Raw genomic sequence first — 25,829 nt, forward strand, 5'->3', positions numbered from 1 at the left:
TCTCATTCCGATCCTTTGACACACTGCCATGTGAGGCCTATGTGTCCCGCTTTTATAAGCAAAAGCTCTGCCTAACTGGTGTCAAATTTGCTATCTTTGCACTTTATCTCATTTTTATAATACATAATCATCCATGTTACAGGTAAACAGCATTAAAGAGAATTACCAAACCGTTTTGGCAGGCCTGGAAAAAAGGAACTTCCCGGAAGCAGACAGCACCCTTCAAAAGGTTTTGGACATAGATCAAAAACGTCGCGAAATGCAAACCGAAAGAGACCAATTGCAGGCTGAATCCAACAGCATATCCAAGCAGATCGGAATGCTGATGAAAGAGGGCAAAAAAGATGAAGCCGAAAAGGTCAAGTCCCGAACTGCCGAAATCAAGAGCTTGATCAAGGACCTTGAAAACCGCTACGACGAATTTGAGCAGGAATTAACCCAACTTTTATATACCATTCCAAATATCCCGCACGAAAGCGTCCCTGCAGGCAAGAGTGCTGAAGACAACGAGATTGTATTGGAAAACGGACAGATCCCGTCCCTGGCTGAGGACAAAATGCCACACTGGGATTTGATCAAAAAATATGACATTATAGACTTCGACCTGGGAGCAAAAATCTCCGGTGCGGGCTTTCCTGTTTATAAAGGTAAAGGCGCCAGACTTCAGCGCGCACTCATCAACTTTTTCCTTGATGAGGCCACCGCTCAGGGCTACAACGAAGTGCAGCCACCTATTGTGGTAAACGAAGCCTCTGGGTATGCAACTGGCCAGCTTCCTGACAAAGAAGGTCAGATGTATGAGATTGCGGCTGACGGCCTCTTTTTGATCCCTACTGCCGAGGTACCTATCACCAATTTGTACCGGGATGTGATTGTCTCAGAAAATGATTTCCCAATCAAAAATGTAGGCTTTACGCCTTGTTTCAGAAGGGAAGCGGGCAGCTGGGGAGCGCATGTGAGAGGTTTGAACAGGCTGCATCAATTTGACAAGGTTGAAATCGTGCAAATTACCCATCCGGAAAAATCCTACGAGGCTTTGGAAGACATGAGCAATTATGTACAGAGCTTATTGCAAAAGCTTGAGCTCCCCTACCGTGTACTGAGACTTTGCGGAGGCGATATGGGCTTCACTTCAGCTTTGACGTATGATATGGAGGTATATTCCGCCGCTCAGGAAAGATGGCTTGAGGTAAGCTCTGTCAGCAACTTTGAAACCTACCAGTCGAACAGGTTGAAGCTGAGATTTAAAGGTGAGGACAAAAAGACTACTTTGGCCCACACCCTTAACGGGAGCGCCTTGGCTTTGCCTAGGATTGTGGCTTCCATCTTGGAAAACAACCAGACAGAAAATGGCATCAGGATGCCGAAGGTATTGGTTCCTTATTTGGGATTTGATATGATAGATTAAATCAAAAGCCGGCCATTATGGACCGGCTTTTTTTATTCAGATGCTTTTTTGATCCTTCTTTATTATATTTCAAGTATAAAAACCCAAATTCAACTATGGATAAAAAGAAACTAATCGCCCTAGGCCTTGCCTTGGGCCTTTTCACAGGTGCACAGGCACAGATGCAAATGGATTTGAATTACCCCAACACGACCAAGGGTGAGCAAATAGACACCTATTGGGGAGAGCAGCTGGCAGACCCCTACCGCTGGCTGGAGGATGATCACGCGGAGAAAACCAAAGCTTGGGTAGAATCCCAAAACAAGGTCACTTTTGATTACTTGAAAAAAATCCCGTTCCGCTCCCAGATCCGGGAAAAACTTGAGGATGTCTGGAATTACGAAAAAGTAGGTGCTCCATTTGAATATGGGGATTACACCTATTTTTATAGAAACGACGGCTTGCAAAACCAGTCTGTTCTTTACCGCAAAAAAGGCGAAGATGGCCAGGAAGAAGTATTCTTGGATCCCAACCAACTTTCGGAAGACGGCACCACTTCCTTGGCCTCAGCCAATTTCACAAAGGACGGAAGCCTATTTGCCTATGCCGTGTCGGTAGCCGGATCCGACTGGAGAGACATCTATATAATGGATGCGAATGACAAGACTTTGCTTAATGACAAAATCGAGGATGCAAAGTTTACCGGAATCGCCTGGAAAGGCAATGAAGGCTTCTACTACAGCACCTATGAAAAACCGGGGGGCAGCAAGCTTTCGGCCCTGACCAATAACCACAAACTTTATTATCACAAGCTGGGGACAAGCCAAGAGGATGATGTGCTGGTCTTTGGTGATGACGAAAGCCCTAGAAGATATGTAGGCGCAAGAGTGACGGAAGACCAAAACTTCCTGATCATAACAGCCGCAAACAGCACAACGGGCAACGAATTGTATGTGCAGGATTTACGGAAAAATGACAGCGAAATTCAGCCTATCGTTTCCGACATGGAAAATACCCATTCGGTGCTTACTTCCAAAGGCGACGAATTGCTGATCTTCACTGATATGGACGCGCCAAACAACAAGGTAGTAAAAACCTCGATTGATCAGCTTTCCCCAGAGAATTGGACAATAGTTATTCCTGAAACAGAAAACGTATTGAGGGCAAGCACTGCCGGAAAAAACATATTTGCATCCTACCTGAAAGATGCCATTACCCATGTAAAGCAGTTTGACCTGGAAGGAAATGAAATCAGGACGGTGGATTTGCCAGGCATTGGTTCAGCAGGTGGTTTCTCAGCCAAGGAGGATGATGAGCACCTTTATTACAGCTTCACTTCTTACATTACACCAGGCACAATATATAAATATGAGATCGAATCTGGCGAAAGCGAACTTCACATCAAACCAGACGTCAAATTTAACGCTGAAGATTATGAAAGCAAGCAAGTTTTCTTCACCAGCAAAGACGGAACAAAGGTACCAATGATCATCACCCACAAAAAAGGCCTTGAACTTGACGGCAGCAACCCAACTTTATTATACGCTTACGGTGGATTTGGCGTTAGCTTGACACCATCCTTTAGCGTAGCCAATACGGTATGGCTGGAAAAAGGAGGTGTTTATGCGGTTCCTAACCTTCGTGGGGGTGGAGAATACGGCAAGAAATGGCATGAAGCAGGCACCAAGATGCAAAAGCAAAATGTGTTTGACGATTTCATTGCAGCGGCCGAATACCTCATTTCTGAAAACTATACTTCCTCGGAAAAGCTGGCAATCAGCGGCGGAAGTAATGGAGGATTATTAGTTGGGGCTACGATGACGCAAAGACCAGAATTGGCGAAAGTAGCTTTCCCCGCTGTGGGAGTTCTAGATATGTTGAGGTATCACCAGTTTACTGCTGGAGCAGGTTGGGCATACGATTACGGAACGGCTGACGACAGCAAGGAGATGTATGAATACTTGAAAAACTACAGCCCACTTCACAGCTTAGGGGATGATACGGAATACCCAGCCACTATGGTCACAACAGCAGACCATGATGACAGGGTAGTGCCAGCCCATTCGTTTAAATTTGCCGCAAGGCTTCAGGAAGCCCACACGGGCAGCAACCCGGTCTTGATCAGAATCGAAACCAATGCGGGACACGGTGCAGGAAAGCCGACCAGCATGATCATCGATGAGGTAACAGACAAGTTTGCCTTTGCCTGGTACAACATGCGTGTCAATCCATTCGAGTAACTCTTAAAAGCCGGCAACCTCGGCCGGCTTTTTTCTTTTTAACTTAGAACTTTTCCCCCTAAACAACCTTCAAGCCCCACCTTGAAATCCTTTAAATTTGATCAAAAATAAGAATACCATACATACTACCTCCCCATATCCCATTAAGCCAAAAGCTGTAACATGGTTTTACAAAGAAACAAGATCACAGCAGCACTTCCATATATCCAGATCACCTTTAACCTATTACTCCTATCCAAAAACCAAAGAGCATACACCGGCTTTACAAAGCCTGCCGCCAGGTTAATTAAGGAAAAGTAGAAGAGGATTTTGACCAATATGATTAACGCTTCGATCATGTGCAAAAATAAAAAAAGGCGGTTTAAATAAAACCGCCTTTTAAATCTATATGAAATTAATTATTTCTTACGTTTGATTTCTCTCATTTCGTATCCCTCGATGATATCGTCAAGCTTGATATCATTGTAGTTTTTGATCGAGATACCGCACTCATATCCAGCTTTCACTTCAGCTACATCGTCCTTGAATCGCTTCAACTGATCGATTTCTCCATCATGGACAACAATACCTTCGCGAATTACTCGAATCTTGTTCTTTCTGGTCACAAAACCGTCAGTCACATAACATCCGGCAACTGTACCGATTTTAGAGATCTTGAAGACTTCTCTCACCTGGATATTACCCGTGATTACCTCTTCAAATGTAGGCTCTAGCATACCCTCGATAGCATCTTTGATCTGGTTGATCGCATCATAAATGATGGAGTAGTGACGGATTTCAATTTCCTCCTGCTCGGCCAATTTCTTGGCGTTGGTAGAAGGTCTAACTTGGAATCCTAGGATGATGGCGTCTGAAGCAGAAGCCAACAAGACGTCAGATTCTGAAATCTGACCCACACCCTTATGGATGATGTTCACACTTACCTCATCTTTAGATAGCTTCAGCAAGGAATCAGATAACGCTTCCACAGACCCATCCACATCACCTTTGATGATGATGTTAAGCTCTTTAAAGCTACCGATAGCAAGACGCCTTCCAATCTCATCAAGGGTAATATGCTTCTTGGTACGCATGCTTTGCTCACGGTTGATCTGGCCTCTTTGGTTGGCGATTTCTCGGGCTTCACGTTCTGTGCCGTAAACCTTGAGGATATCACCGGCTTGAGGTGCACCGCTAAGACCAAGCACCTGAACTGGTGTGGACGGTCCTGCTTCTTTCACCTTCTTACCTGTATGGTCAAACATGGCTTTTACCCTACCGTAATGCTCACCGGCCAACATGATGTCACCGATTTTCAACGTTCCGGCCTGAACCATCACCGTAGAAACATAACCTTTACCTTTATCAAGGGAAGCTTCCACTACAGTACCAACCGCGTTTTTATGGGCATTGGCTTTAAGTTCAAGGATTTCCGCTTCAAGAAGCACTTTTTCAAGTAGGTCGTCAACACCTTGCCCTGTTTTGGCAGAAATTTCCTGGGACTGGTATTTACCACCCCAATCTTCTACCAATAGGTTCATATTTGCCAATTGCTCCTTGATTTTCTCAGGGTTTGCATTTGGCTTATCTATTTTATTTATTGCAAAGATCATCGGCACCCCAGCTACTTGGGCGTGATTGATAGCTTCCTTGGTTTGAGGCATGATGTCGTCATCAGCTGCAATCACGATAATGGCCACATCGGTGATTTTGGCACCCCTAGCCCTCATCGCCGTAAAGGCTTCGTGACCCGGTGTATCCAAGAATGCGATCTTGTTACCATTGTCTGTCATTACATCGTAAGCTCCGATGTGCTGGGTGATACCACCTGCTTCACCTGAGGTTACTTTTGCACTACGGATGTAATCAAGAAGGGAAGTCTTACCGTGATCGACGTGACCCATGATAGTCACAATAGGAGCTCTTTCCTCCAGATCTTCCGGTGCGTCTTCTACCACTTCCACATCCTCATCTTCATCAGCTTTGGAGAATTCAACTTCGTAGTTAAACTCATCCGCAATGATGGTGATGGCTTCCGCGTCAAGTCTTTGATTGATGGAAACAAACATACCAAGGGACATACAAACCGAAATGATCTCATTTACGGATACGTCCAAAAGGCTGGCAAGGTCGTTTGCAGAGATAAACTCGGTAACCTTAAGTACTCTTGTTTCCTCCACCCCTTCAACTTGCTCTCTGCTTCTTTCAGAACGCTTGTCTCTACGGCTGCTTTTCTTTCCGCCTTTGCCACCGCCTTGAAGACGGGCAAGGGTTTGTTTGATTTGGTCTTGGATTTCCTTTTGCGTAGGCTCGGCTTTTTGGAAACGGCCTGCGCCTTGTCCTTTAGCCCCAGGTTTACCTCTTCCAGCTTGCCCCGGTCTGGCGCCACGGCCTTGCTGGCCTGCTCCTCTCGGTCCGCCTTGACCTTGTCCTGGTCCGCCCGGTCTTTGCTGACCGCCGCCTTCTCCAGGTTTTTTATCGATTCTCTTGCGAGGTCTTTTCTTTTTATCCTTCCCTTTTTCATCTGAAGACGCCACAGGCTTGGCCTTTTTCTTGGATCTATCAGCAGGAAGTTCAATTTTACCCAAAACAGTAAGGCCCTTGAGCGCGTCAGCTTTGGCGGAAATTACCTGTCCAGGTTTATCCTCCGCTTTTTCAGCAGGCTTTTCAGTCTGCTCTTTGGCAGCTGGTTTTTGCTCTACTGGCTTGGCAGGCTTTGGTGCGTCTTTCTCCTTAGATGCGTCTGGAGCTGTCGGCTTACTTTTGGTAGGTTCAGTTTTAGCAGGTTCAGAAGTCTGAGGCTTCACAGCCTTAGGTTGAGGAGTTGGCTTTTCCTCTTTTGGTTGTTCTTTTTTCTCAGGCTGAGGCTTCTCCTCTTTCTTGGGAGGTGCAGCTTCAGGTGTTGCCGGCTTTTTGGCCTCCGGCTTAGGTTGCTCAGGCTTTTCTTTTTTCTCGGCCGGCTTTTTGTCCAAGTCGATTTTGCCCAAAACTTTGATTCCAGGAAGCTTGTCTGCTGATGCCTGTACTTTGTCAGACTCCGGCTTCGGCTCTTCCTTCTTCTCTACTTTCTTTTCCTCTGGTTTGGGAGCTGGTTTGGTAGGAGGCTCCGGTTTTTTCTCCTTCTCAGGCTCAGACTCAGATTCAGCTTTGATGGTAAACGTCTCATTATGACGTTTGCCAATGGAAAGGTGGGATGCCTCCTCCTTTTCCTTTGCAGAGGACTTAAATTCCTTAGCCAACATGTTGAATTGCTCAACACTTATCTTGGAATTAGGGTTGCTCTCTACATCAAAGCCTTTCTTAGCCATAGAATCTACAATCGTAGAAATCCCTACGTTGAGTTTTCTGGCTACCTGGCCCAATCGCATCATTTTTTCTTCTGACATACGCTAAAACCTTGCTATTTTATTTTTGTGTAAATATAACGCCTTTAAATTAACTATTCGACGCTTTTTTACTGTTCAAATTCTTGTTTCAATATTCTGAAGACCTCATCGATGGTTTCTTCCTCAAGCTCCGTCCTGCGTAGGAGCTCTTCTTTCGTCACTGCCAATACACTTTTGGCGGTGTCCAAACCGGTCTTCTTCAACTCTTCAATTACCCAATCTTCGATCTCATCGGTGAATTCTGTCAAATCCACATCCTCCTCTTCCTCATATTCGGAAAGCTCCCGGAACACGTCGATCTCATATCCTACCAAGCGGCTGGCAAGTCTGATGTTGAATCCTCCCTTACCAATTGCCAAAGATACCTGATCAGGCTTTAAAAACACGGAAAGTCTCTTTCCCTCTTCGTTAACTTGTATAGAACTAACCTTTGCCGGGCTTAACGCACGGGAAACATACAGCTCCAAGTTGTCGGTATAATTGATTACGTCAATGTTTTCATTCTGAAGCTCTCTCACCACAGCGTGGATCCTGCTTCCTTTCATCCCGACGCAAGCACCTACCGGATCAATACGGTCATCATAAGATTCCACGGCAACTTTTGCCCTTTCACCCGGTTCACGCACGATCTTTTTGATGGTAATCAACCCATCATATACTTCCGGCACCTCATTTTCGAATAATCTCTCTAAGAAAATCGGAGAGGTTCTGGAAAGAATAATTTTAGGATTGCCGTTAATCATTTCCACTTTGTGGACAATGGCTTTCACAGCATCGCCTTTTCTATATCTGTCTTTTGGAATCTGCTCGCCTTTAGGCAAAACAAGCTCATTACCTTCACTGTCCATCAACAAAGCCTCACGGCCAAGCACCTGGTACACCTCTGCTGTGATGATCTCACCTACCAATTCCTCATATTGCTGAAAAAGAAGATCCTTCTCCAGGTCCTTGATCCGCTGGATCAACGTCTGGCGGGCCATCTGAACGGCTCTACGTCCAAAGTCCTCAAGCTCCACCTTTTCGTATGTCTCTTCCCCGATTTCAAAATCGGGCTCAAGTTTTCTTGCCTCAGTCAGGCTGATCTTGTCATTATCCCAGATATCCTCTGAGTTATCGTCTACAATCTCCCTAATCCTCCAAATCTCAAGGTCGCCTTTGTCGGCATTGATGGTCACATCAAAGTTTTCGTCAGTTTCGTATTTCTTACGAATCATTGCTCTAAATACATCCTCCAGTATGCGGATCATGGTAGGGCGATCCACATTCTTAGACCTTGCAAATTCTGCAAACGATTCAATTAAAACTTTAGCATCCATTGTGTTTATTTAAAAGAGACTAATACAATTGATTTCTTTATTTGGTCAAAAGCCAACTGAACTTCTTCCTCTACAGCTTTTTTCCCTTTTTCTTTTTTCTTTGTCTTCAAAACCACATGTAGCGGCTCCACTGATGTCAGCTCGCCTTCCTGCTCGCCTCCATTTTCTAGTGTCACCTTTATATTGCGGCCGATGTTTTTTTGGTACTGCCTCCTGCTAGTCAATGGAAAATCCAAACCAGGAGAAGAAACCTCCAGCACATACGCCTCCTCAAGGATATCCTTGGCCTCAAGCTCCTCCCCTACGGCACGGCTCACCTTGGCACAGGCATCTATGTTAAGCCCCTCATCGGCATCGATCAGGATGATTACCTTCTGCTTCCCCGAAGCTTCCTTCACGGTCACATCAACCACAAAATGGCTGGCATCAGGCAGATGCTTCTCTACAATTTCTTCTATAGTCTGCTTCAAACTCATGTTCAAATTCTAGCATAATGAAAGAGGGGACTGCTTGTCCCCTCTCTAAATTCGGCTAAGTAGGGTACAAATGTAATAATTTTTTTTCCTATAAAAAAGAAATAATCCCTACAGAAAATTATTCCCTAGGTCCGTTTTAAACCTTTTTACCCTAAATTCGGTGTTTTTATTTGGACATTTAAGTAATCGAACCCCTTCACAACGGAAGTGTTCATTTCACAGTTTTCTTAATTTTCTCTCTTGATTTGATAAATTTGTAACATGTATTCAAAAGATTTAAAAATATACAACACCCTCAGTCGGAAAAAGGAACTTTTCGAACCGCTAAACCCTCCCTTTGTGGGGATGTATGTTTGCGGTCCTACCGTATATGGCGACGCCCATCTGGGCCATGCTCGGCCAGCTATCACTTTTGACACTTTATACCGCTACCTCACCCATTTGGGCAATAAGGTCAGGTATGTCCGCAACATCACCGACGTGGGACACCTGGAAGCCGATGCCGATGACGGGGAGGACAAGATAGCCAAAAAGGCTAAACTCGAACAGCTCGAACCCATGGAAGTGGCCCAGCACTACACGGATACCTACCATCGGGACATGGACCTGCTCAACACCAAAAAACCTAATATTGAGCCCCGGGCTACTGGCCATATTCCCGAGCAGATCCAGCTGGTGAAGGACATCCTTGCCGAAGGCTTGGCTTATGAGGTAAATGGCAGCGTCTACTTTGATGTGCTCAAGTACAATGAGCGTGGAAAATACGGAAAGCTTTCTGGAAGGATTCTGGAAGAATTGGTTTCCGGAAGCCGCGAACTTGATGGACAGCAGGAAAAGCGCAACCCAATCGATTTTGCCCTTTGGAAAAAAGCCTCTCCGGAGCACCTGATGAAATGGGACTCGCCTTGGGGCCAGGGTTTTCCAGGCTGGCACCTGGAGTGTACGGCTATGAGTGCAAAGTACCTGGGCAAGCATTTTGACATCCACGGCGGGGGCATGGACCTTATGTTTCCACACCACGAATGTGAAATCGCACAGGGCAACGCCTGCAACCACACCGACCCGGCCAAATACTGGATGCACAACAACATGATCACCATCAATGGCCAGAAGATGGGCAAATCCTTGGGCAATTTTATCACCCTGCAGCAGCTATTTAATGGGGAACACGAACTATTGGAGCAGGCCTACAGTCCCATGACGATCAGGTATTTCATATTGACTGCCCATTATAGATCTACGCTGGATTTTTCCAACGACGCTCTGAAAGCAGCCCAAAAAGGCTACAAGAAAATCATCAACGCCCTTCGAATTGCCAAAAACCTAAAATTTGAGCAGGAAGAAGGCGTGGATATCGATGAAAACCAGGCCAAACAGGTGGAGCAAAACATCCAGAATGCCTACAGGGCGATGAACGATGACCTCAACACCGCACAGGCAATCGGCTACCTATTCAATCTGACCAAGAAGATCAACAGTTGTTTCACAGGCCAGCTTAAATCCGCTGCCTTGGGCAAGGAGGTTTTTGAAAAGATGCTCGACCGCTATATAGTATTTGTGGAAGAGATTCTAGGTCTTGTCGAGGAAAAAGCAGACATTCAATATAGCCTCTTGGATGCATTGTTAAATGTATATGGCGACGCCAAGAAAAACCGTGACTATGATTTGGTAGATCAGATCAGAGCCACCTTGAAAACCAATGGCATCATAGTAAAAGACATGAAAGATAAAATCGACTGGGCATATGAAGAGTAACTGGATTTTTGCAATTCTTTTCATTACGCTCATAGCTTGTGGACGCGACCAGGCTGAAGAAAGGGTCGAAGAAGAGGAATTAAGGGAAGTACCTGAATTTAACGCTGATTCTGCTTATAGCTTTATCCAACGGCAAGTTGATTTTGGGCCTAGGGTGCCCAACACTGAGGCGCATCAGGAGACCAAAAGATGGCTTGTTGAAAAATTCAATGAGTACGGAATGCAGGTTACCGAGCAGGATTTTGAAGCAAAAGCCTATGACGGAACCAACCTGAAGCTGACCAATATCTTTGCAGCCCACAATCCACAGGCTAGCAAAAGAATTCTCTTGGCCGCCCATTGGGACACCCGGCACCTAGCCGACAAGGATACCGAAAACATTGAGCAGCCAATTGATGGGGCGAATGATGGAGGAAGCGGTGTTGGCGTGATCTTGGAAATAGCCAGGGTTATAGCCACATCCGGGATGGACCCGGAAGTTGGCGTGGACTTTATACTTTTTGACGGGGAGGATTACGGGGAGCCCGAACAGACCAAGCCAAGCGACCGAAACCACTCCCAGATTTGGTGGGCCTTGGGCTCCCAGCATTGGTCCAGAAATCCACATGAAGCCGGATATTCAGCCTATTATGGAATCCTTCTCGATATGGTTGGCGCCAAAGGAGCAAGGTTTTATCGAGAGGGTTATTCCATGCAGTACGCCCGCAATATCGTACAAAAAGTATGGAGAAATGCCCATCGCTTGGGTCATGGCGATTTCTTCCCCATGAGGGATTCTCATGAAATCATCGATGACCACGTGTTTGTCAACCAAGTGGCGAAAATCCCGATGATTGACATCGTGGAATATTCACCTGATTACGGTTTTGGTAAATACCACCATACCCATCAGGACAGCATGGACTTGATCGACAGAAGAACTTTAAAAGCTGTGGGCGAAACTGTTCTCTTTACTATTTATCAGGAATAGCAAAAAAGAAAAGATGAGTGTTAGCTCATCTTTTCTTTTTCCTTCAAACTCAATTGCCAATTCCAGGAATCCCTGAGGGCATCCTCAAGATTCAGTCTGGATCTCCATCCCAGGACCTGCTCTGCCTTATCCGTATTGGCCCACACTTTTTCGATGTCGCCAGACCTTCTAGGGCCTATCTTGTATTTTAAGGATTCCCCGCTTACCTTTTCGAATGTCTTTACCACTTCCAAAACGGTATTGCCTTCACCTGTACCTAAGTTAAATAGGTCAAAATAAGTCGCAGGTTTATCAGCAAGGTGCTGAATGGATTTTACGTGAGCTTCGGCCAAATCCACCACGTGGATATAGTCCCGAATACACGTACCGTCAGAGGTATCGTAATCATCCCCAAAAACAGTTAATTGCTCCCTGAGCCCAGCTCCCGTTTGGGTTACGAATGGCACCAAGTTATTGGGAACCCCTAGCGGCAACTCTCCAATGGCCGAACTTGGGTGTGCACCTACCGGGTTGAAATACCTTAATGCTATCACTCTCACCGGAGCCTTGCTTTTCACATAATCGTTGAGGATATCCTCGCATACCTTTTTTGTGTTGCCATAGGGGCTTTCGGCCTCCTTGCGGGGGGTTGATTCCTTTACAGGGTTTTCATCTGGCTGACCATAGACGGTACAGGATGAAGAGAAAACAATGTCGCCCACCTCAAATTTCCGCATGGTCTCCAAAAGCACCAGCAGGGAACCTACGTTGTTTTTGTAATACTTTAAGGGATGCTCAGTGCTCTCTCCTACTGCCTTATAGGCTGCAAAATGGATAACTCCTGCGATTCCTTCTGTGGAAAAAATTTCTTCCATCAGTTTCACATCATTGCAGTCACCTTCGTAAAGCTTAACTTCTTGCCCCACAATTTTCTCGATGCCCCTAACTGCGGATTTGTCAGAATTGGAAAAGTCATCGATTACAACCGGCTCAAAACCTGCCTCAAAAAGTGCTACAGCGGTATGGGAACCGATATATCCGGCTCCTCCCGTGATCAATATTTTTTTCTTCATAGCTAAAAATCCAATTTTATTTGTAATAAAAAAAGCATAATCAAGGAATAAACTCACCTGATTATGCTTTTCACTCTAAATTATAATGTATTAATTAGATACCGATTCCATAATGGGTGAACCCAAGCTCTTTCAAGTATTTAGGATCGTAGATGTTTCTACCATCAAAAATCACCTTGTCATTCAGCAGCTTGGTCAACACATTCCAGCTTGGCATTCTAAATTCAGACCATTCCGTTACAAGCAATAATGCATCTGCATCAACTAGGGCTTCATAAGCATCATTGCAATAAGTAATCTTATCACCTATATAATGCTCTTTTGCCTCTTTCATGGCAATAGGATCATAAGCCTTCACTTGCGCGCCAGCAGCCAATAATTCATCGATAATCACGCATGCAGGAGCCTCTCTCATATCATCTGTATTTGGCTTGAAGCTTAGTCCCCACATGGCAAAAGTCTTTCCAGAAAGATCTTCTCCAAAGTGCTTTTTCACTTTGTTGGAAAGCACATATTTCTGTTTCTCATTTACATCCTCCACAGACTGCAATACCTTCAACTCGTAATTGTACTCTCTTGCAGTTCGGATGATAGCCTTCACGTCCTTGGGGAAGCAAGATCCACCATAACCTACACCTGGGTAAATGAACTTGTTGCCGATACGAGGATCGGAACCGATCCCCTTTCGCACCATGTTGGCATCTGCGCCCACTAGCTCGCAAAGGTTGGCGATATCGTTCATAAAAGATATCTTGGTTGCCAACATGGCGTTAGCCGTATATTTGGTCATTTCCGCAGATGGGATGTCCATATAAATGATTCTGTCACCGCTAAGCTGGAAAGGCTTATAAAGGCGCTTCATGATAGCTTCGGCTTTTTCATCCTCCACACCAATCACGATTCTGTCCGGCTTCAAGAAATCTTCCACTGCGGCTCCTTCTTTCAAAAACTCAGGGTTGGAAGCAACTGCAAAACCCAAGTCACTGCCTCTTCCTTCCAAGGCTTTCTGAATGGCCGCATGCACTTTTTTACCTGTACCTACCGGTACGGTACTCTTGGTAGCCACTACCATGAAATCATCCATGCTTTTACCGATACCTTCGGCTACGGCCAAAACATACTGCAAATCAGCAGAGCCGTCTTCACCCGGAGGGGTGCCTACCGCGATGAACGCCACTTCACTTCCTTTTATTGCTTCACCTAAATCGGTGGAAAACTGCAACCTTCCGCTTTTATAATTACGCACTACCATCTCTTCCAAACCTGGCTCATAGATAGGCATAATACCTTTTTTCAAATTATCTATCTTCTTCTGGTCTACATCTACACAGACCACTTCCACACCTACATCGGCAAAACATGTACCCGTTACCAAACCTACATATCCGGTACCTACTACTGTAATTTTCATAATTAATTTTTGTAAAATGATTTAGTGAAAAACAATTTTTACCTGTTCTGATTATTTTAAAACAAAGCGGCTGGTCACCGCGGCGAATCCTCATGAGTAAAAAACTTGGAAGATTCTCTTAAAAATTCATTTAAGGGTGATTTGCATCCTTCGAAGTGATATCCGAATAAAATCAACAAATTCGAGATCCTATAAACAAAATTTACGCCAACAAATATAAAAGTCTGGTTCCCTTTAAAAAAACCATTTTCAAAATTAAGTCAAATTCCATGCAAGAATTCAAAAAAAGATTCTCTAATTTGGAATTTTGAACTGCAAACCCAAATAAACTTATAAAATTATGATGAGTTTCGGACTCAATGAGAACCAAAAAATGATCGCGGAAATGATCCGGGATTTTGGAGCAAAGGAAATTACCCCTTTTAGAAAAGAATGGGATGACGAGCAAAAATTCCCATTGGAGCTATTTAAAAAACTTGGAGAACTTGGCCTTATGGGCGTGCTGGTTCCCAATGAATATGGAGGATCAGGATTCGGTTATTTCGAATATGTGACTGCCATTGTGGAACTGACCAAGCTTGACCCGGGAATAGGCCTTTCCATGGCTGCCCACAACTCCCTTTGTACCGGACATATCATGATGTTTGGCAATGAGGAACAAAAGAAAAAGTACATCCCCAAACTGGCCAGTTGCGAATTTCTAGGTGCTTGGGGCTTGACAGAACCCAACACCGGTTCGGATGCTGGAAACATGAGAACCACCGCTGTAGAAGATGGTGATTATTATGTATTGAATGGCGCCAAAAACTTCATTACCCACGGTGTATCCGGAGATGTGGCAGTGGTCATTGCCCGAACTGGAGAAGTCGGTGATTCCCATGGCATGACGGCTTTCATTATTGATCGTGACACCCCTGGATTCAGAGGCGGCAGAAAAGAAGATAAGTTAGGCATGCGATCCTCAGAAACGGCTGAGCTGATTTTTGAAGATTGCAGAGTCCATAAAAGCCAGGTGTTAGGAGAAGTAGGTGATGGCTTTATCCAGTCGATGAAAATTTTGGATGGAGGAAGAATTTCCATCGCTGCCCTATCCCTGGGAATTGCCGAGGGCGCTCTTGAAGCAGCCATCCAGTATAGCAAGGAAAGACAACAGTTTAACAAGCCTATCAGCAGCTTCCAAGGCATCAGCTTCAAACTTGCCGATATGGCCACCCAGGTAGAAGCATCAAAACTGCTTATCTACCAGGCTGCGGACTTGAAAAACAAAGGACAAAACGTAACCAAAGAAAGCGCGATGGCTAAACTTTATGCCTCTGAGGTTTCTGTATCAGTAGCAAATGAGGCTGTGCAGATTTTTGGTGGATACGGCTTTACCAAAGATTATCCGGTGGAGAAATTCTATAGAGATGCCAAGCTTTGTACGATTGGTGAAGGTACTTCTGAGATACAAAAATTGGTAATCGGACGTCAAATCTTGAAATAATATTCCACAATCAGGACTTCTTTTTGGATTGACAGAATAATTGGCTACATTTGCACTTCGAAAGGAGGTGTAAAATTATGATCGTAGTAAACGTTAAAGAAAACGAATCTATCGAAAAAGCTTTGAAAAGATTCAAGAAGAAGTTTGACAGAACTGGAGCAATCAGAGAACTGAGAGCAAGACAGTATTTTGAGAAACCTTCTATCAAAAGAAGAACTGAAGTCATCAAAGCTGCTTATAAGCAAAGAATGCAAACTGAGGAAATGGGTTAATCATTTTCTTTCTCAAGATAAATAAAGCATATTAGTGTAAATATTCACTAATATGCTTTTGTCGTTTATAACCTACCTACAACACACCAAAAGGGCCAGCCAACACACCCTTACCGCCTACAAGAAAGACTTGGAGCAGTTTGAGGAGTTCGGCCAGACAGCCTTTCAAACGCCTCTCGAGGACGCCCAACATGCTGAAATCAGAGCATGGGTAATCGACCTGGTCGAAAGCGGCCTTTCTCCCAGAAGCATTAACAGGAAGATTGCCACCCTGCGCTCGTTCTATAAATTTTTGTTGAAGGAAGGCCAAATCCAAAAAGACCCCACCTATAAAATCCAGGCGCTCAAAACCCCAAAAAGATTGCCCGAATTCATATCGGAACAGAACGTCGAAGAAGTGCTGTCAGAAATCCAATATCAGGAGGATTTTGAAGGACAACGGGACAAGATGGTCATGGAATTTCTCTACCTCACGGGGGTGCGTTTATCCGAACTTTTGAACCTAAAATGGAAGGATGTAGACCTTAATTCCGATCTCGTTAGAGTATTGGGGAAAAGGCAAAAAGAACGTATAATTCCAATCACAAAAGTCCTTAAACAAAATATTATTTCATACAAAAAATCATTTGAAAAAACATTTCATAATCTAGACCATTGTGATTATTTTATCGTTACAATTACAAGAGAGCCGGCATATCCGATGAAAATTTACCGTATAGTGAAGCATTATCTAGATCTTTTTGCCCAAACTTCCAAACGAAGCCCTCACATCCTGAGGCACACTTTTGCGACCCATCTTCTCAATAAAGGAGCAGACCTCAACGCCGTGAAAGATCTACTTGGACACGCCAATTTGGCCGCCACCCAAGTATATACCCACAATTCCATGGAAAAACTGAAGGCCGTGTTTGATCAAGCACATCCTAAAGCTTAATAAAAGTTTAACTATAAACCGTAACGATTATGAAATTACAGATGCATTCAATCCACTTTGACGCTGATCAGAAGCTCATCAATTTTATTCAGAAAAAAGCGGACAAGCTGGACACCTACTATGATCGTATCATTGACGGAGAAGTTTTCATGAGGTTAGATAAAAATGACAGAAGTGAAAACAAGGTCGTGGAGATCAAAATGAATGTACCCGGAAAACAACTGTTTTCCAAAACCCAAAACGGTTCTTTTGAAGCTGCCGCGGACGAAGCAGTCGAGCAGTTAAGAAGGCAGCTTAAAAAGCACAAGGAGAAATCCTTGCTGGCAAAACAATAAACCCTCCCCTAAGCCCTCTTGTTCAAGAGGGCTTTTTATTTACCCCTACCCCCATGTGGAAATAATCCATAAATTTGCATAAAAAATTTCCGGGGATGAACACTAACCTAACTGAGCCTTCAAATCACACCTCCACACAACTTTTCTTACTACTACTGTTTGCCGGCTTATTCCTGACTTATATTTTTGCTCTCTTCGTCCCTTTGATGGATTCAGATTCCGCCCATCATGCCAACATAGCCCTACACATGGTGCTAACTGGTGACTACATCAGCCTTATCGACAAAGGCAAGCCCTATTTGGACAAGCCCCACTTGCTATTCTGGACCAGCGCTGCCTCCTTCAACCTGTTTGGAATTAATGCGTTTGCCTACAAATTTCCCTCTTTCCTTTTTACCTTACTCGGCCTATATTCCACTTTTAGGCTGGGAAGCGGACTTTACGACAAAAAAACGGGATGGCTCGCCACTGCAATTTTAGCCACCAGCTTTGCCTTTATCCTGGCAAACAGCGATGTGAGAATGGATGCCATGCTTACAGCATCCATGATCTTTGCGGCTTGGCAAGCTTGGGGATATTATCAGTTTAGATCCTGGCCCTATCTTGCCGGAACAGCCCTTGGGCTTAGCCTTGGCTTCATGACCAAAGGCATGATTGGCCCCGCAGTGCCGGTTTTCGCATTCCTTTTCTACCTAGTGGAAAAAAAGGACTGGAAGTTTTTTCTTGACTATAAAGCCTATCTGGCCATACCGCTATTTTTCATATTTTCCAGCCCAGTACTATATGCGTATTACATCCAATTCGACCTAAACCCTGATTTGGTCATTAGAGGCAGGGAAAATATTTCAGGAATAAAATTCATCCTTTGGGACCAGAATTTTGAGCGATTTGACGGGGAAACTTGGGGTGGTGACGGCAGCAAGGACTACCTGTTTTTTCTACACACCATCCTTTGGGCATTTTTGCCCTGGTCCTTCCTTTTCTATTTCGGCATTGCCAAAGGGCTAAAACAAAAGCTTATCTCCAAAACCGGATTGGATTGGATGACAATGGGAACGCTGATATTTCTGCTGGGAATTTATTCTTTAGCCGGTTTCAAACTTCCGCACTACCTCAACACACTTTTCCCATTCATGGCAATTGTGACTGCAGCGGCCTTGGTTAAATTTGAGATCTCACCTGCCATAAGGAATGTCCAATATGTAGTTCTAATCTTGATCACCTTGCTGGCGATAACGGTGAATGTTTTCGCCTTCCCAAGCTGGGCCATCATCCTCCCATTGTCCATCGCAGCCGTTTATCTGGCTTACTGGAAAAAATTAGAAAAAAAATGGGCCTCCATGGTCATGCTCTCCCTTTCTGTCGGTGTGGGGGTCAACATGATGATGCAGGTCAATTTCTATCCCCAACTTTTAAAATACCAAGGAGGAACTGCTTTGGCCAAAGAAGCAGAGCGAATGAGGCTGGATAAAGAACAAACCTATTTCTTTGAGATGCACAGTTATTCTTTCGATTTCCAGAGCAAGCACCTACACAAAAGGGTAACGTACGAGGACATATTGGACAAGGTCGCCAGCGGCCCCATATTTTTGTATGTAAATAACGACGGATTAAACTTCCTCCAATCCCAGACCAATCTTCAGGTAGACAACCTTGCGGAAAAAGGCGCTTTCCATGTTTCCCGATTAAAAGGCCGGTTTCTAAACCCTTCCACCCGGGAGAAAGCGCTTACACCAAATTATCTGATTGAGGTACGCTCCAGCGGGCCGCTACTAGCCAACCATTAAATCCAGCTTGCTGCCACGGTATAAAAAGAGTAAATTTGGCAAAATTCCACCCTATGCACATTCCCAAACTCTCAGTCGTAGTCACCGTTTTCAACGAAGAAGAAAACATCAAACCCTTGCTGGATGCTGTTTATTCAGCAATGGGAGAGCTCGATTACGAACTTATCCTGGTTGATGACGGCTCTTCCGACCAAACCATCAGAGAAGTAAAAAAAATAGCCAACAGAAGGACAAAGCTGATCATTTTCAATAAAAATTACGGCCAAACCACTGCCTTGGCCGCGGGTATTGACCACGCCACGGGACAATACATTGCCACCATGGACGGGGACCTGCAAAACGACCCCTCTGACATCCCGATGATGCTCAATAAGGCTATTGACGAAAACTGGGATGTGGTAGCAGGGAGACGGGCAGACCGGAAAGACGGCTTTGTACTTCGAAAACTGCCCAGCAAGATTGCCAATTATGTCATCCGGAACACCACCAAAGTATACCTAAAGGACTATGGCTGTAGCTTAAGGGTTTACAAAGCCCAAATAGCCCAGAACATGGAATTGTACGGGGAACTCCACAGGTTCATCCCGGTTTTGGCCAAGCAAGAAGGTGCAACGATGACCGAAGTAGCTGTAAAACACCATCCACGCATCCATGGAGATTCAAAATACGGACTGAGCAGGACCTTCAAGGTTATTGCTGACCTCATCCTCATGCTTTTTTTCCAAAAATACCTACAGCGTCCAATCCATATATTTGGAACCTTGGGGCTATTCAGTTTCCTGATCGGTATAATAATCAACCTTTACCTACTTGTAGACAAAATATTGGGTGCGGATATCTGGGGAAGGCCTATCCTATTACTGGGATTCATCTTCCTTTTAGCCGGGATTCAGCTGATCACCACTGGCATCATTGCGGAAATCATCGTAAGGACATATTTTGAATCACAGGATAAAAAAACCTACAAAGTGAAAGAAGTATTTACTGGCGACATTTAATGGATATAGCTTCATTTTTGTTCCGAAATCAGCCAAAACCCCCAAAACCCTTAAAACAGCCTGAATACCAACTTTTTATCTTGTAAATATAAAATGCCGCTTTAAATTTACAAGGTTACTTTAATCATTCTACCTTGCAAATTTAAAAATATACTTTAATTTTACAAGGTTAAAACCCGTACTTTACCTTGCAAATTTAAAATCATTATTTAAATTTGCAAGGTGATAAAACGGTATATAACATATGAACTCAATGACCTCTTGCAGGATTTCCCAGCAGTTGCAATATTGGGTCCCAGGCAGGTCGGAAAGACCACACTAGCGCAGGAAGTAGCGGAAAGTATGGACCAAGACGCCATATATCTCGATTTGGAAAGCCCCGCAGATAAAGTGAGGCTAGCCGATCCGGAAGCCTATTTTGACTTTCACGAAGGCCGGCTTATCATTTTGGATGAAATCCAACGAATGCCCGAACTCTTTCAGGTATTAAGAGGAGTGATAGATCGGAGAAGAAAAAAAGGGTTTCGGACTGGGCAATTCTTGATTTTGGGATCTGCCTCTTTAGAGCTGATCAAGCAATCTTCCGAATCATTGGCTGGCAGAATCGCCTATGAAGAACTATTTGGGTTTAACCTTCTGGAAATAAAAAGCATGTCAGAAAACCCCTTGAACCAATTATGGCTTAGAGGAGGTTTCCCTGACAGTTTCCTGGCCAAGTCTGAATACAACAGCATACGGTGGAGGCGAAATTTCATCACCACTTACTTGGAAAGGGACATCCCTCAAATTGTAACCATGATTCCCGCCACCCGGTTGCGAAACCTCTGGACCATACTTGCCCACCAGCAAGGCCAGCAGGTGAATTTTAGCAAAATCGCGGCGAGCATGGACTTGAGTTCGCCAACCATAAAAAGCTATGTGGAGATGCTGGAAGACTTACTGCTCATCAGGCAGATACGTCCATGGCACAACAATGGGGGCAAAAGACTGGTAAAGAGTCCAAAAGTTTACATCAGAGATTCAGGCTTGACTCATGCGCTCCTGAATATCCCCAACATGGAAAGCCTTCTGAGCCACCCGGTGGTGGGGTCGAGCTGGGAAGGGTTTATTATTGAAAACATCCTTTCAGTTTTGCCCAAAGGAAGTGATTATTATTACTACCGCACTTCGGCTGGTGCCGAAATCGATTTGGTCCTGATTATCAAAGATGAAGTCTGGGCGATTGAAATCAAAAGAACTCTTAGCCCAAAGGCATCTAAAGGTTTTTTGATCTCATGTGAAGACATAAAAGCGGTTCGTCGTTTTATTGTCTTTGCGGGACATGATGAGTTTCCCTTGGGAAATGATTTGTGGGCGGTAAGCTTATTTGACTTGATGCAGAAAATTAAATCAGCGCAATAACCCAATTGTAACTGATTCCCGCTACGATCCCCAGGGCGATGATCAGCGGTGAGGAAAGCTTGGTAAACTGCAGCAGGGCATAGGTGGCCACAATGGCTAAAATATTGAAGGTATTGGCGTCCAAAGGTTCGAAAAGCAGATAGGCAGCAGCCAGCAGCATTCCGCAACTTACCGCGTTGATACCTTCAAGAGCCGCCCTTACCGGTCTGTATTTTTTCAGACCATCCCAGAACCTGATCACAAAGAATATCAAAAATGTCCCTGGAAGGAAAATTCCTGCCGCAGCGATAAAACCACCCAAGATTTTTCCGCTCAGCCCAAATTCGCGCATAGACAACGCGCCTATGTAAGTACTGATGCTGAAAGTTGGCCCGGGCAGTCCTTGAGAAATTGCGTAGCCGGTCAAAAACTCTTCAGAAGTCAGGTAGTTTTTGAACTCCACAAACTCGGTATATAGATAGGGAACCAGCACCTGCCCTCCCCCAAATATCAAGCTACCGTTTCGATAAAAGTTTTCGAATAGCCTAATGGGCAACAACCTTGTAAAATGCCCCAACACAGCCGCTCCGATCAACACCCCTGCCCAGAGGATAAAATTTGCCCACTTCACATTTAATATAGCCTTGTCGTTGACTTTGGGCTGCTTGTTATACTTCAGGGAAGTACTCAGACCACCTATGGCCAACATCAAGGGAAACACAAAGGGAGAATTATAAAAGAAAGCGACAAAAGCAGAAAGCATCATCAGCACCATGGCTTCCTTGGTCTGAATCATGATCCGAATGGTCTTTTGGGCTGCAAAAATGATAAACCCGATAGCCATTGGCTGGATGAATTTGGCAAAGTCCAGCGACCCAGCAGTATTTTCCTGCAAAAAATCAATCAGCACAGCCGCCAGGATCATCAGAAGGGTGGCTGGCAAAATCCACACAAAAAGAGAAAGATAGGCTAAATTAGGTCCGCCAATGCGGTAGCCTATTGCCGAAATGGTCTGGGTAGAGGTTGGTCCAGGCAAGACCTGACACAGCGCATTCAGCTCCATGAGGTCATTTTCGGAAAGGTAGCCCCGCTTTCTCACCATGATATCCAATACCATGGCGAGAAATGCCTGTGGGCCTCCAAAGGCTGTCACTGAGAGAACCAATACATCTCGCAGATAGAAATAATAACGAACTCTCTTGACAGCCACTTATCTTACTTCTTCAATCCAAGCTCTCTTAGACGCTCGTCAAGGAATTCTCCTGCTGTAGCATCTTCAAATTCCTTAGGGTGTTGATCATCCACACAACTATCCAAGCAAGTAAGGTCCATTTCGGATCTTGGGTGCATGAAGAATGGCACCGAATATCGGCTGCTGTTCATTTTCTCCTTTGGAGGGTTGACCACTCTGTGGATCGTTGACTTCAGTTTCTTATTGGTCAATCTTTCCAACATATCTCCAACATTCACTACCAACTGATCAGGCAGGGCGGTGATCGGGATCCACTGGTTATCTTTTCGCAACACCTGCAACCCATCGGCACTTGCACCCATCAAAAGCGTGATGAGGTTGATATCACCATGCTCTGCAGCTCTTACGGCATCAGCAGGCACTTCATCAGGGTTCTCGATTGGGAAATAGTGGATAGGTCGAAGGATGGAGTTCCCAAACCTTACCTTGTTCTCAAAATAATCCTCCGGCAATTCCAGATAAAGCGCGATAGCTCTTAGCATGTTTTTACCAGCGGCTTCGATGGTTTTGTAAACCTCCAAAGTCACCTCTTCAAATTCGGCAATTTCAGAAGGGAAAACATTTTCAGGATATTCGGATTTGATCGCATCTGAATCAGGAATATCATTAAGATCCTGTCCAACGTGGTAAAACTCCTTGAGATCACCTGTATTTCTACCTTTGGCGTGCTCTTTTCCTTTACCCGTATAGCCTCTTTGATAACCGATTTCAGGTCTCTCATATTGGGATTTCACACTGTCTTCCAATGCAAAAAACTTTTTAATCGTAGCATACAGCTTGTCTTGAAGCTCTTGCGATAGGCCGTGATTTTTGATGGCTGCAAAACCTATGTTGTTGTAAGCCTGGCCCAAGGCCTGTACAAACGCCGCTTTCTTCTCAGCATCTCCGGAAGTAAAATCCGCTAAATCCAAAGATGGAATTTCATTATACAGAATTTCGCTCATGTAATTTGTTATTTTGTACCGCAAGTTAATTTATTTTCGCCTAAAATTAAATATCTTTAACCAAACAGAACCCGCTTTGCTATGCTGAGAAATGCTATTGGAATGTTAGCTTTTGTTATGGTTGCCACTTTTGTAGGCTGCGATGGCAAAAGAGAAAGAAAGTCGGAAAACCTAGTCACAGCTCCTGCCGAGGGAGACACGGATGAACATTCGGTACATTTTTACACTTATACAGAGCACTCCGATTACCCAGATGCCATTCTGGAAATGTACAGCCCCCTTGGCAACCAGAACTTTAGCTCCAACAAGGTCCCCTTCGAATTTAATGTCAAAAACTATCCGTTCGGGGAAAAGGGAATGGGCTTTCAGTTGAAAATGGTGCTGAACGGGAACGATCCTATTGGCTATAACATGCCCATTTTCCAAAAAGAACTCAATCAGGGCACTTATCGCGCCGTAGCCTATTTGGTGGATGAGGAAGGTTTGGCGCTGAAGGAATTTGGAAATTATGTAGACAGGGACTTCAGGGTAATGGATAGCCAGCCCTTTCCCGAAAACGATGAGCCATTTCTTATCCTAAACCTCCCCCTCAATGAGCAGGAATACGGAACAGGTGACGAGGTAATCGTCGATTTTATGGTTTTGGATGGGGAGTTGAAAAATGATGGCTATATGGTGAGGATAAAGCTTAACGGTTACGAATTTACCACCGATGAAATCGAGCCTATCCGTGTGGACCAGCTGCCTGCGGGGGAATACAAGCTGGAGGTTAGCCTGATCAAAGCTGACGGCTCTGAACTGGAGGGCGTATTCACTTCTTCCCAAAAACGGATCAAGGTTAATTAAGGCTACGAAGCACTTTGATGGATTTCAATTCCGCAAAACCCTCCACATGCATTTTATAAAAGGACAATAGGTCATCCAGCATTTTCTTCCTGAAGATGCTTGGAACCTTGAGATCATTGGAAAACGGATCATCCATCAATTCTCCCAGATACCCTTTTTCCTCCCTTATAAAATCATCCTGCTGATCAAGACCATACAATTGGGAAAACAGCTCGTGTGGATCGTCTGAGCCAAACCCCAGAAACTTGGCCGTTTCGAGCAAAAAAGATTGGGGATACAAATGAAGCCTGGTGGACTCTTGATCCAAATGGCTCAGCGCATGCGTCAAAAAATCAAATAAGGCTTCGTTTTGATAATCCTCATAGATCACCTTACCCAACACCTCGCCCACAAACATTGCCACGCCTGACCTTTGGAAATCGAATGGAATAAAATGGTAAGGCAATTTCAGCTTTACCTCTGAAATGCGGTTGAGGTTGGCCTTCTCTTTATCGTAAACTACCAGTTCCAAAATGGTAAGGGGTTGAAAAAAGCCCATTTTGGTTTTGGCTTTTGAGCTGCGCACGGAGTTGACTATATAGCTTTTCAGCCCAAGTTCACGTGTAAAAATCTTGACAATAATGGAGGTTTCCCTATACTTCAAGTAGCTGATGACTATACCGGAGGTTTTGCGAAGCATACAGCGGAAGTCTATTTTTTATCTTCGTAAAAGCATTTTCTGCACCTGGCCTCATAACTTTCCTTTTCCCCGAGCATCACTTTCTGTTTACTATCGGACAGTCTAAAGCTATAAGAGGCTAGTCCTCCGCATTTCATGCAAATGGCGTGAACCTTGGTCACATACTCGGCTATGGCCAAAAGCTGGGGCATCGGCTCAAACGGGCTGCCGGCAAAATCCATGTCTAGACCAGCCATGATAACCCTCTTGCCAGAATTGGCCAGAGAAATGGCCAAGTTCACAATCTGGGTGTCGAAAAACTGAACCTCATCGATGCCTACTACCTCGCAGTTTCCGGCCAAGAGCATAATATCATCTGCAAACTGTACTGGAGTGGAGCGAATTGCGTTTTCATTATGGGAGACAACGTCCATGTCGTGATAACGCTTATCGACAGCAGGCTTGAAAATCTCAACCTTTTGCTTTGCGATGAGCGCCCTATTAAGGCGACGGATGAGTTCTTCTGTTTTACCGGAAAACATGGAACCACAGATCACCTCGATATGACCAGCTTTTTCCTTTAATGTGTTTTTCCCTATGGAAGGTTCTATAAACATGCGTGACCAAACTTATTCACTGTACTCAATATGGGGAAACTTATTTTCTTCGGCAACTCGGATCGCCAAGGTCCCACCCATAATTTTAGCTTGGCAAGATAATCTTTCATTCACTTTTAACCTGCCTTTTTCTGCAAAAAATTGTTCTTTATCGTTCATAGGTGTCAGATTCTCCATACCGTCTGACACTATCATCTTGCAACTGGTGCACCGCCCTTTTTTCCCGCAGGCATGCATCCAGTCAATGTAATTTTCATGAATAATTTCAATAACTTTATAGTCCGGTTTGGGAACATCAATTTCCCTGAAATTCATGTTTTCGATAATGATTTTAGGCATGATCCATGTCTA

The 25,829-nt window shown here is 44.5% G+C and carries 23 protein-coding genes; 12 read left to right on the forward strand and 11 right to left on the reverse strand.

The window, feature by feature from the left end; genetic code table 11:
- The first annotated feature begins 133 nt into the window (after positions 1-133).
- Positions 134-1,408, forward strand: a complete 1,275-nt coding sequence (serS, locus tag KI659_RS09115; protein WP_213945040.1) for a serine--tRNA ligase — start codon at positions 134-136, stop codon at positions 1,406-1,408.
- 95 nt (positions 1,409-1,503) lie between these two features.
- Positions 1,504-3,627: a prolyl oligopeptidase family serine peptidase gene (locus tag KI659_RS09120; protein ID WP_213945041.1), complete on the forward strand. Its 2,124-nt coding sequence runs from the start codon at positions 1,504-1,506 to the stop codon at positions 3,625-3,627.
- A gap of 143 nt (positions 3,628-3,770) precedes the next feature.
- On the opposite strand, the gene KI659_RS09125 is transcribed toward KI659_RS09120, so the two are convergent.
- The 4 genes from KI659_RS09125 to KI659_RS09140 all read right to left on the reverse strand — a co-directional run bounded on the left by KI659_RS09125 (position 3,771) and on the right by KI659_RS09140 (position 8,784).
- Positions 3,771-3,965: a hypothetical protein gene (locus tag KI659_RS09125; RefSeq protein WP_213945042.1), complete on the reverse strand. Its 195-nt coding sequence runs from the start codon at positions 3,963-3,965 to the stop codon at positions 3,771-3,773.
- A 60-nt stretch (positions 3,966-4,025) separates the two neighbouring features.
- Positions 4,026-6,992 carry a translation initiation factor IF-2 gene (infB, locus tag KI659_RS09130; protein ID WP_213945043.1) on the reverse strand — a complete coding sequence of 989 codons (2,967 nt, stop codon included), beginning with the start codon at positions 6,990-6,992 and terminating at the stop codon, positions 4,026-4,028.
- Positions 6,993-7,060: 68 nt separating this feature from the next.
- Positions 7,061-8,308 (reverse strand): transcription termination factor NusA, encoded by a 1,248-nt coding sequence (gene nusA, locus KI659_RS09135; protein WP_213945044.1) that lies wholly within the window; start codon positions 8,306-8,308, stop codon positions 7,061-7,063.
- 5 nt (positions 8,309-8,313) lie between these two features.
- Positions 8,314-8,784 carry a ribosome maturation factor RimP gene (locus tag KI659_RS09140; RefSeq protein WP_213945045.1) on the reverse strand — a complete coding sequence of 157 codons (471 nt, stop codon included), beginning with the start codon at positions 8,782-8,784 and terminating at the stop codon, positions 8,314-8,316.
- A 261-nt stretch (positions 8,785-9,045) separates the two neighbouring features.
- Here KI659_RS09140 and cysS point away from each other — a divergent pair, with 261 nt between their 5' ends.
- Together cysS and KI659_RS09150 are read left to right on the forward strand one after the other, a co-directional pair.
- Positions 9,046-10,539 (forward strand): cysteine--tRNA ligase, encoded by a 1,494-nt coding sequence (cysS, locus tag KI659_RS09145; protein ID WP_213945046.1) that lies wholly within the window; start codon positions 9,046-9,048, stop codon positions 10,537-10,539.
- Entirely contained in the window at positions 10,529-11,509 is a 981-nt protein-coding gene (locus tag KI659_RS09150) for a M28 family peptidase (protein WP_213945047.1), read from the forward strand. Before cysS ends, KI659_RS09150 begins: the two co-directional genes overlap by 11 nt.
- A gap of 20 nt (positions 11,510-11,529) precedes the next feature.
- Here the strand turns inward: KI659_RS09150 and galE are convergent, their stop codons facing one another.
- Entirely contained in the window at positions 11,530-12,561 is a 1,032-nt protein-coding gene (gene galE / locus KI659_RS09155) for a UDP-glucose 4-epimerase GalE (RefSeq protein WP_213945048.1), read from the reverse strand.
- Between the two features lie 94 nt (positions 12,562-12,655).
- Positions 12,656-13,972, reverse strand: coding sequence for a UDP-glucose dehydrogenase family protein (locus KI659_RS09160; protein WP_213945049.1), 1,317 nt, complete (start codon positions 13,970-13,972; stop codon positions 12,656-12,658).
- 343 nt (positions 13,973-14,315) lie between these two features.
- On the opposite strand from KI659_RS09160, the gene KI659_RS09165 reads away from it, so the two are divergent.
- The 7 genes from KI659_RS09165 (at position 14,316) to KI659_RS09195 (ending at position 21,182) form a co-directional block, all read left to right on the forward strand.
- On the forward strand, positions 14,316-15,455 hold the full coding sequence (locus KI659_RS09165) for an acyl-CoA dehydrogenase family protein (RefSeq protein WP_213945278.1): 1,140 nt from the start codon (positions 14,316-14,318) through the stop codon (positions 15,453-15,455).
- A 77-nt stretch (positions 15,456-15,532) separates the two neighbouring features.
- Positions 15,533-15,727, forward strand: a complete 195-nt coding sequence (gene rpsU, locus KI659_RS09170; RefSeq protein WP_143962538.1) for a 30S ribosomal protein S21 — start codon at positions 15,533-15,535, stop codon at positions 15,725-15,727.
- A gap of 52 nt (positions 15,728-15,779) precedes the next feature.
- A complete protein-coding gene (locus KI659_RS09175) occupies positions 15,780-16,661 on the forward strand; it encodes a tyrosine-type recombinase/integrase (protein ID WP_213945050.1) in 882 nt (293 codons plus the stop codon).
- A gap of 29 nt (positions 16,662-16,690) precedes the next feature.
- Positions 16,691-16,996 (forward strand): ribosome hibernation-promoting factor, HPF/YfiA family, encoded by a 306-nt coding sequence (gene hpf, locus KI659_RS09180; protein ID WP_213945051.1) that lies wholly within the window; start codon positions 16,691-16,693, stop codon positions 16,994-16,996.
- A 95-nt stretch (positions 16,997-17,091) separates the two neighbouring features.
- Positions 17,092-18,783: an ArnT family glycosyltransferase gene (locus KI659_RS09185; protein ID WP_213945052.1), complete on the forward strand. Its 1,692-nt coding sequence runs from the start codon at positions 17,092-17,094 to the stop codon at positions 18,781-18,783.
- A 53-nt stretch (positions 18,784-18,836) separates the two neighbouring features.
- Positions 18,837-19,781 (forward strand): glycosyltransferase family 2 protein, encoded by a 945-nt coding sequence (locus tag KI659_RS09190; RefSeq protein WP_213945053.1) that lies wholly within the window; start codon positions 18,837-18,839, stop codon positions 19,779-19,781.
- A gap of 222 nt (positions 19,782-20,003) precedes the next feature.
- Positions 20,004-21,182 (forward strand): ATP-binding protein, encoded by a 1,179-nt coding sequence (locus tag KI659_RS09195; protein WP_213945054.1) that lies wholly within the window; start codon positions 20,004-20,006, stop codon positions 21,180-21,182.
- Here KI659_RS09195 and chrA read toward each other — a convergent pair.
- Positions 21,166-22,371 (reverse strand): chromate efflux transporter, encoded by a 1,206-nt coding sequence (chrA, locus tag KI659_RS09200; RefSeq protein WP_213945055.1) that lies wholly within the window; start codon positions 22,369-22,371, stop codon positions 21,166-21,168. The two genes, KI659_RS09195 and chrA, sit on opposite strands and share 17 nt — an antisense overlap.
- Before the next feature lie 5 nt (positions 22,372-22,376).
- The gene (locus tag KI659_RS09205; RefSeq protein WP_213945056.1) at positions 22,377-23,357 is read right to left on the reverse strand and encodes an isopenicillin N synthase family dioxygenase; all 981 of its coding nucleotides are present in this window, start codon (positions 23,355-23,357) and stop codon (positions 22,377-22,379) included.
- A 102-nt stretch (positions 23,358-23,459) separates the two neighbouring features.
- Between KI659_RS09205 and KI659_RS09210 the strand changes: the two genes are divergently transcribed.
- Complete coding sequence (locus tag KI659_RS09210) at positions 23,460-24,203, forward strand: hypothetical protein (RefSeq protein WP_246535346.1); 744 nt, start codon at positions 23,460-23,462, stop codon at positions 24,201-24,203.
- On the opposite strand, the gene recO is transcribed toward KI659_RS09210, so the two are convergent.
- The 3 genes from recO to KI659_RS09225 are packed head-to-tail and all read right to left on the reverse strand — an operon-like array spanning position 24,196 to position 25,817.
- On the reverse strand, positions 24,196-24,882 hold the full coding sequence (recO, locus tag KI659_RS09215) for a DNA repair protein RecO (protein ID WP_213945058.1): 687 nt from the start codon (positions 24,880-24,882) through the stop codon (positions 24,196-24,198). The genes KI659_RS09210 and recO overlap by 8 nt on opposite strands.
- An 11-nt stretch (positions 24,883-24,893) precedes the next feature.
- Positions 24,894-25,478: a thymidine kinase gene (locus KI659_RS09220; protein WP_213945059.1), complete on the reverse strand. Its 585-nt coding sequence runs from the start codon at positions 25,476-25,478 to the stop codon at positions 24,894-24,896.
- Positions 25,479-25,490: 12 nt separating this feature from the next.
- Positions 25,491-25,817 carry a 2Fe-2S iron-sulfur cluster-binding protein gene (locus tag KI659_RS09225; RefSeq protein ID WP_213945060.1) on the reverse strand — a complete coding sequence of 109 codons (327 nt, stop codon included), beginning with the start codon at positions 25,815-25,817 and terminating at the stop codon, positions 25,491-25,493.
- Positions 25,818-25,829: the final 12 nt, after the last annotated feature.

The sequence above is a fragment of the Litoribacter ruber genome (genome assembly GCF_018449405.1).
GTDB classification, from domain to species: domain Bacteria; phylum Bacteroidota; class Bacteroidia; order Cytophagales; family Cyclobacteriaceae; genus Litoribacter; species Litoribacter ruber.

What these genes read in the sequence shown, in the direction of transcription:
- serS (WP_213945040.1), top strand. Translation starts at nt 134, where the DNA reads ATGTTACAGGTAAACAGCATTAAAGAGAATTACCAAACCGTTTTGGCA.
- KI659_RS09120 (WP_213945041.1), top strand. Translation starts at nt 1,504, where the DNA reads ATGGATAAAAAGAAACTAATCGCCCTAGGCCTTGCCTTGGGCCTTTTC.
- KI659_RS09125 (WP_213945042.1), bottom strand. Translation starts at nt 3,965, where the DNA reads ATGATCGAAGCGTTAATCATATTGGTCAAAATCCTCTTCTACTTTTCC.
- infB (WP_213945043.1), bottom strand. Translation starts at nt 6,992, where the DNA reads ATGTCAGAAGAAAAAATGATGCGATTGGGCCAGGTAGCCAGAAAACTC.
- nusA (WP_213945044.1), bottom strand. Translation starts at nt 8,308, where the DNA reads ATGGATGCTAAAGTTTTAATTGAATCGTTTGCAGAATTTGCAAGGTCT.
- KI659_RS09140 (WP_213945045.1), bottom strand. Translation starts at nt 8,784, where the DNA reads ATGAGTTTGAAGCAGACTATAGAAGAAATTGTAGAGAAGCATCTGCCT.
- cysS (WP_213945046.1), top strand. Translation starts at nt 9,046, where the DNA reads ATGTATTCAAAAGATTTAAAAATATACAACACCCTCAGTCGGAAAAAG.
- KI659_RS09150 (WP_213945047.1), top strand. Translation starts at nt 10,529, where the DNA reads ATGAAGAGTAACTGGATTTTTGCAATTCTTTTCATTACGCTCATAGCT.
- galE (WP_213945048.1), bottom strand. Translation starts at nt 12,561, where the DNA reads ATGAAGAAAAAAATATTGATCACGGGAGGAGCCGGATATATCGGTTCC.
- KI659_RS09160 (WP_213945049.1), bottom strand. Translation starts at nt 13,972, where the DNA reads ATGAAAATTACAGTAGTAGGTACCGGATATGTAGGTTTGGTAACGGGT.
- KI659_RS09165 (WP_213945278.1), top strand. Translation starts at nt 14,316, where the DNA reads ATGAGTTTCGGACTCAATGAGAACCAAAAAATGATCGCGGAAATGATC.
- rpsU (WP_143962538.1), top strand. Translation starts at nt 15,533, where the DNA reads ATGATCGTAGTAAACGTTAAAGAAAACGAATCTATCGAAAAAGCTTTG.
- KI659_RS09175 (WP_213945050.1), top strand. Translation starts at nt 15,780, where the DNA reads ATGCTTTTGTCGTTTATAACCTACCTACAACACACCAAAAGGGCCAGC.
- hpf (WP_213945051.1), top strand. Translation starts at nt 16,691, where the DNA reads ATGAAATTACAGATGCATTCAATCCACTTTGACGCTGATCAGAAGCTC.
- KI659_RS09185 (WP_213945052.1), top strand. Translation starts at nt 17,092, where the DNA reads ATGAACACTAACCTAACTGAGCCTTCAAATCACACCTCCACACAACTT.
- KI659_RS09190 (WP_213945053.1), top strand. Translation starts at nt 18,837, where the DNA reads ATGCACATTCCCAAACTCTCAGTCGTAGTCACCGTTTTCAACGAAGAA.
- KI659_RS09205 (WP_213945056.1), bottom strand. Translation starts at nt 23,357, where the DNA reads ATGAGCGAAATTCTGTATAATGAAATTCCATCTTTGGATTTAGCGGAT.
- KI659_RS09210 (WP_246535346.1), top strand. Translation starts at nt 23,460, where the DNA reads ATGTTAGCTTTTGTTATGGTTGCCACTTTTGTAGGCTGCGATGGCAAA.
- recO (WP_213945058.1), bottom strand. Translation starts at nt 24,882, where the DNA reads ATGCTTCGCAAAACCTCCGGTATAGTCATCAGCTACTTGAAGTATAGG.
- KI659_RS09220 (WP_213945059.1), bottom strand. Translation starts at nt 25,478, where the DNA reads ATGTTTATAGAACCTTCCATAGGGAAAAACACATTAAAGGAAAAAGCT.
- KI659_RS09225 (WP_213945060.1), bottom strand. Translation starts at nt 25,817, where the DNA reads ATGCCTAAAATCATTATCGAAAACATGAATTTCAGGGAAATTGATGTT.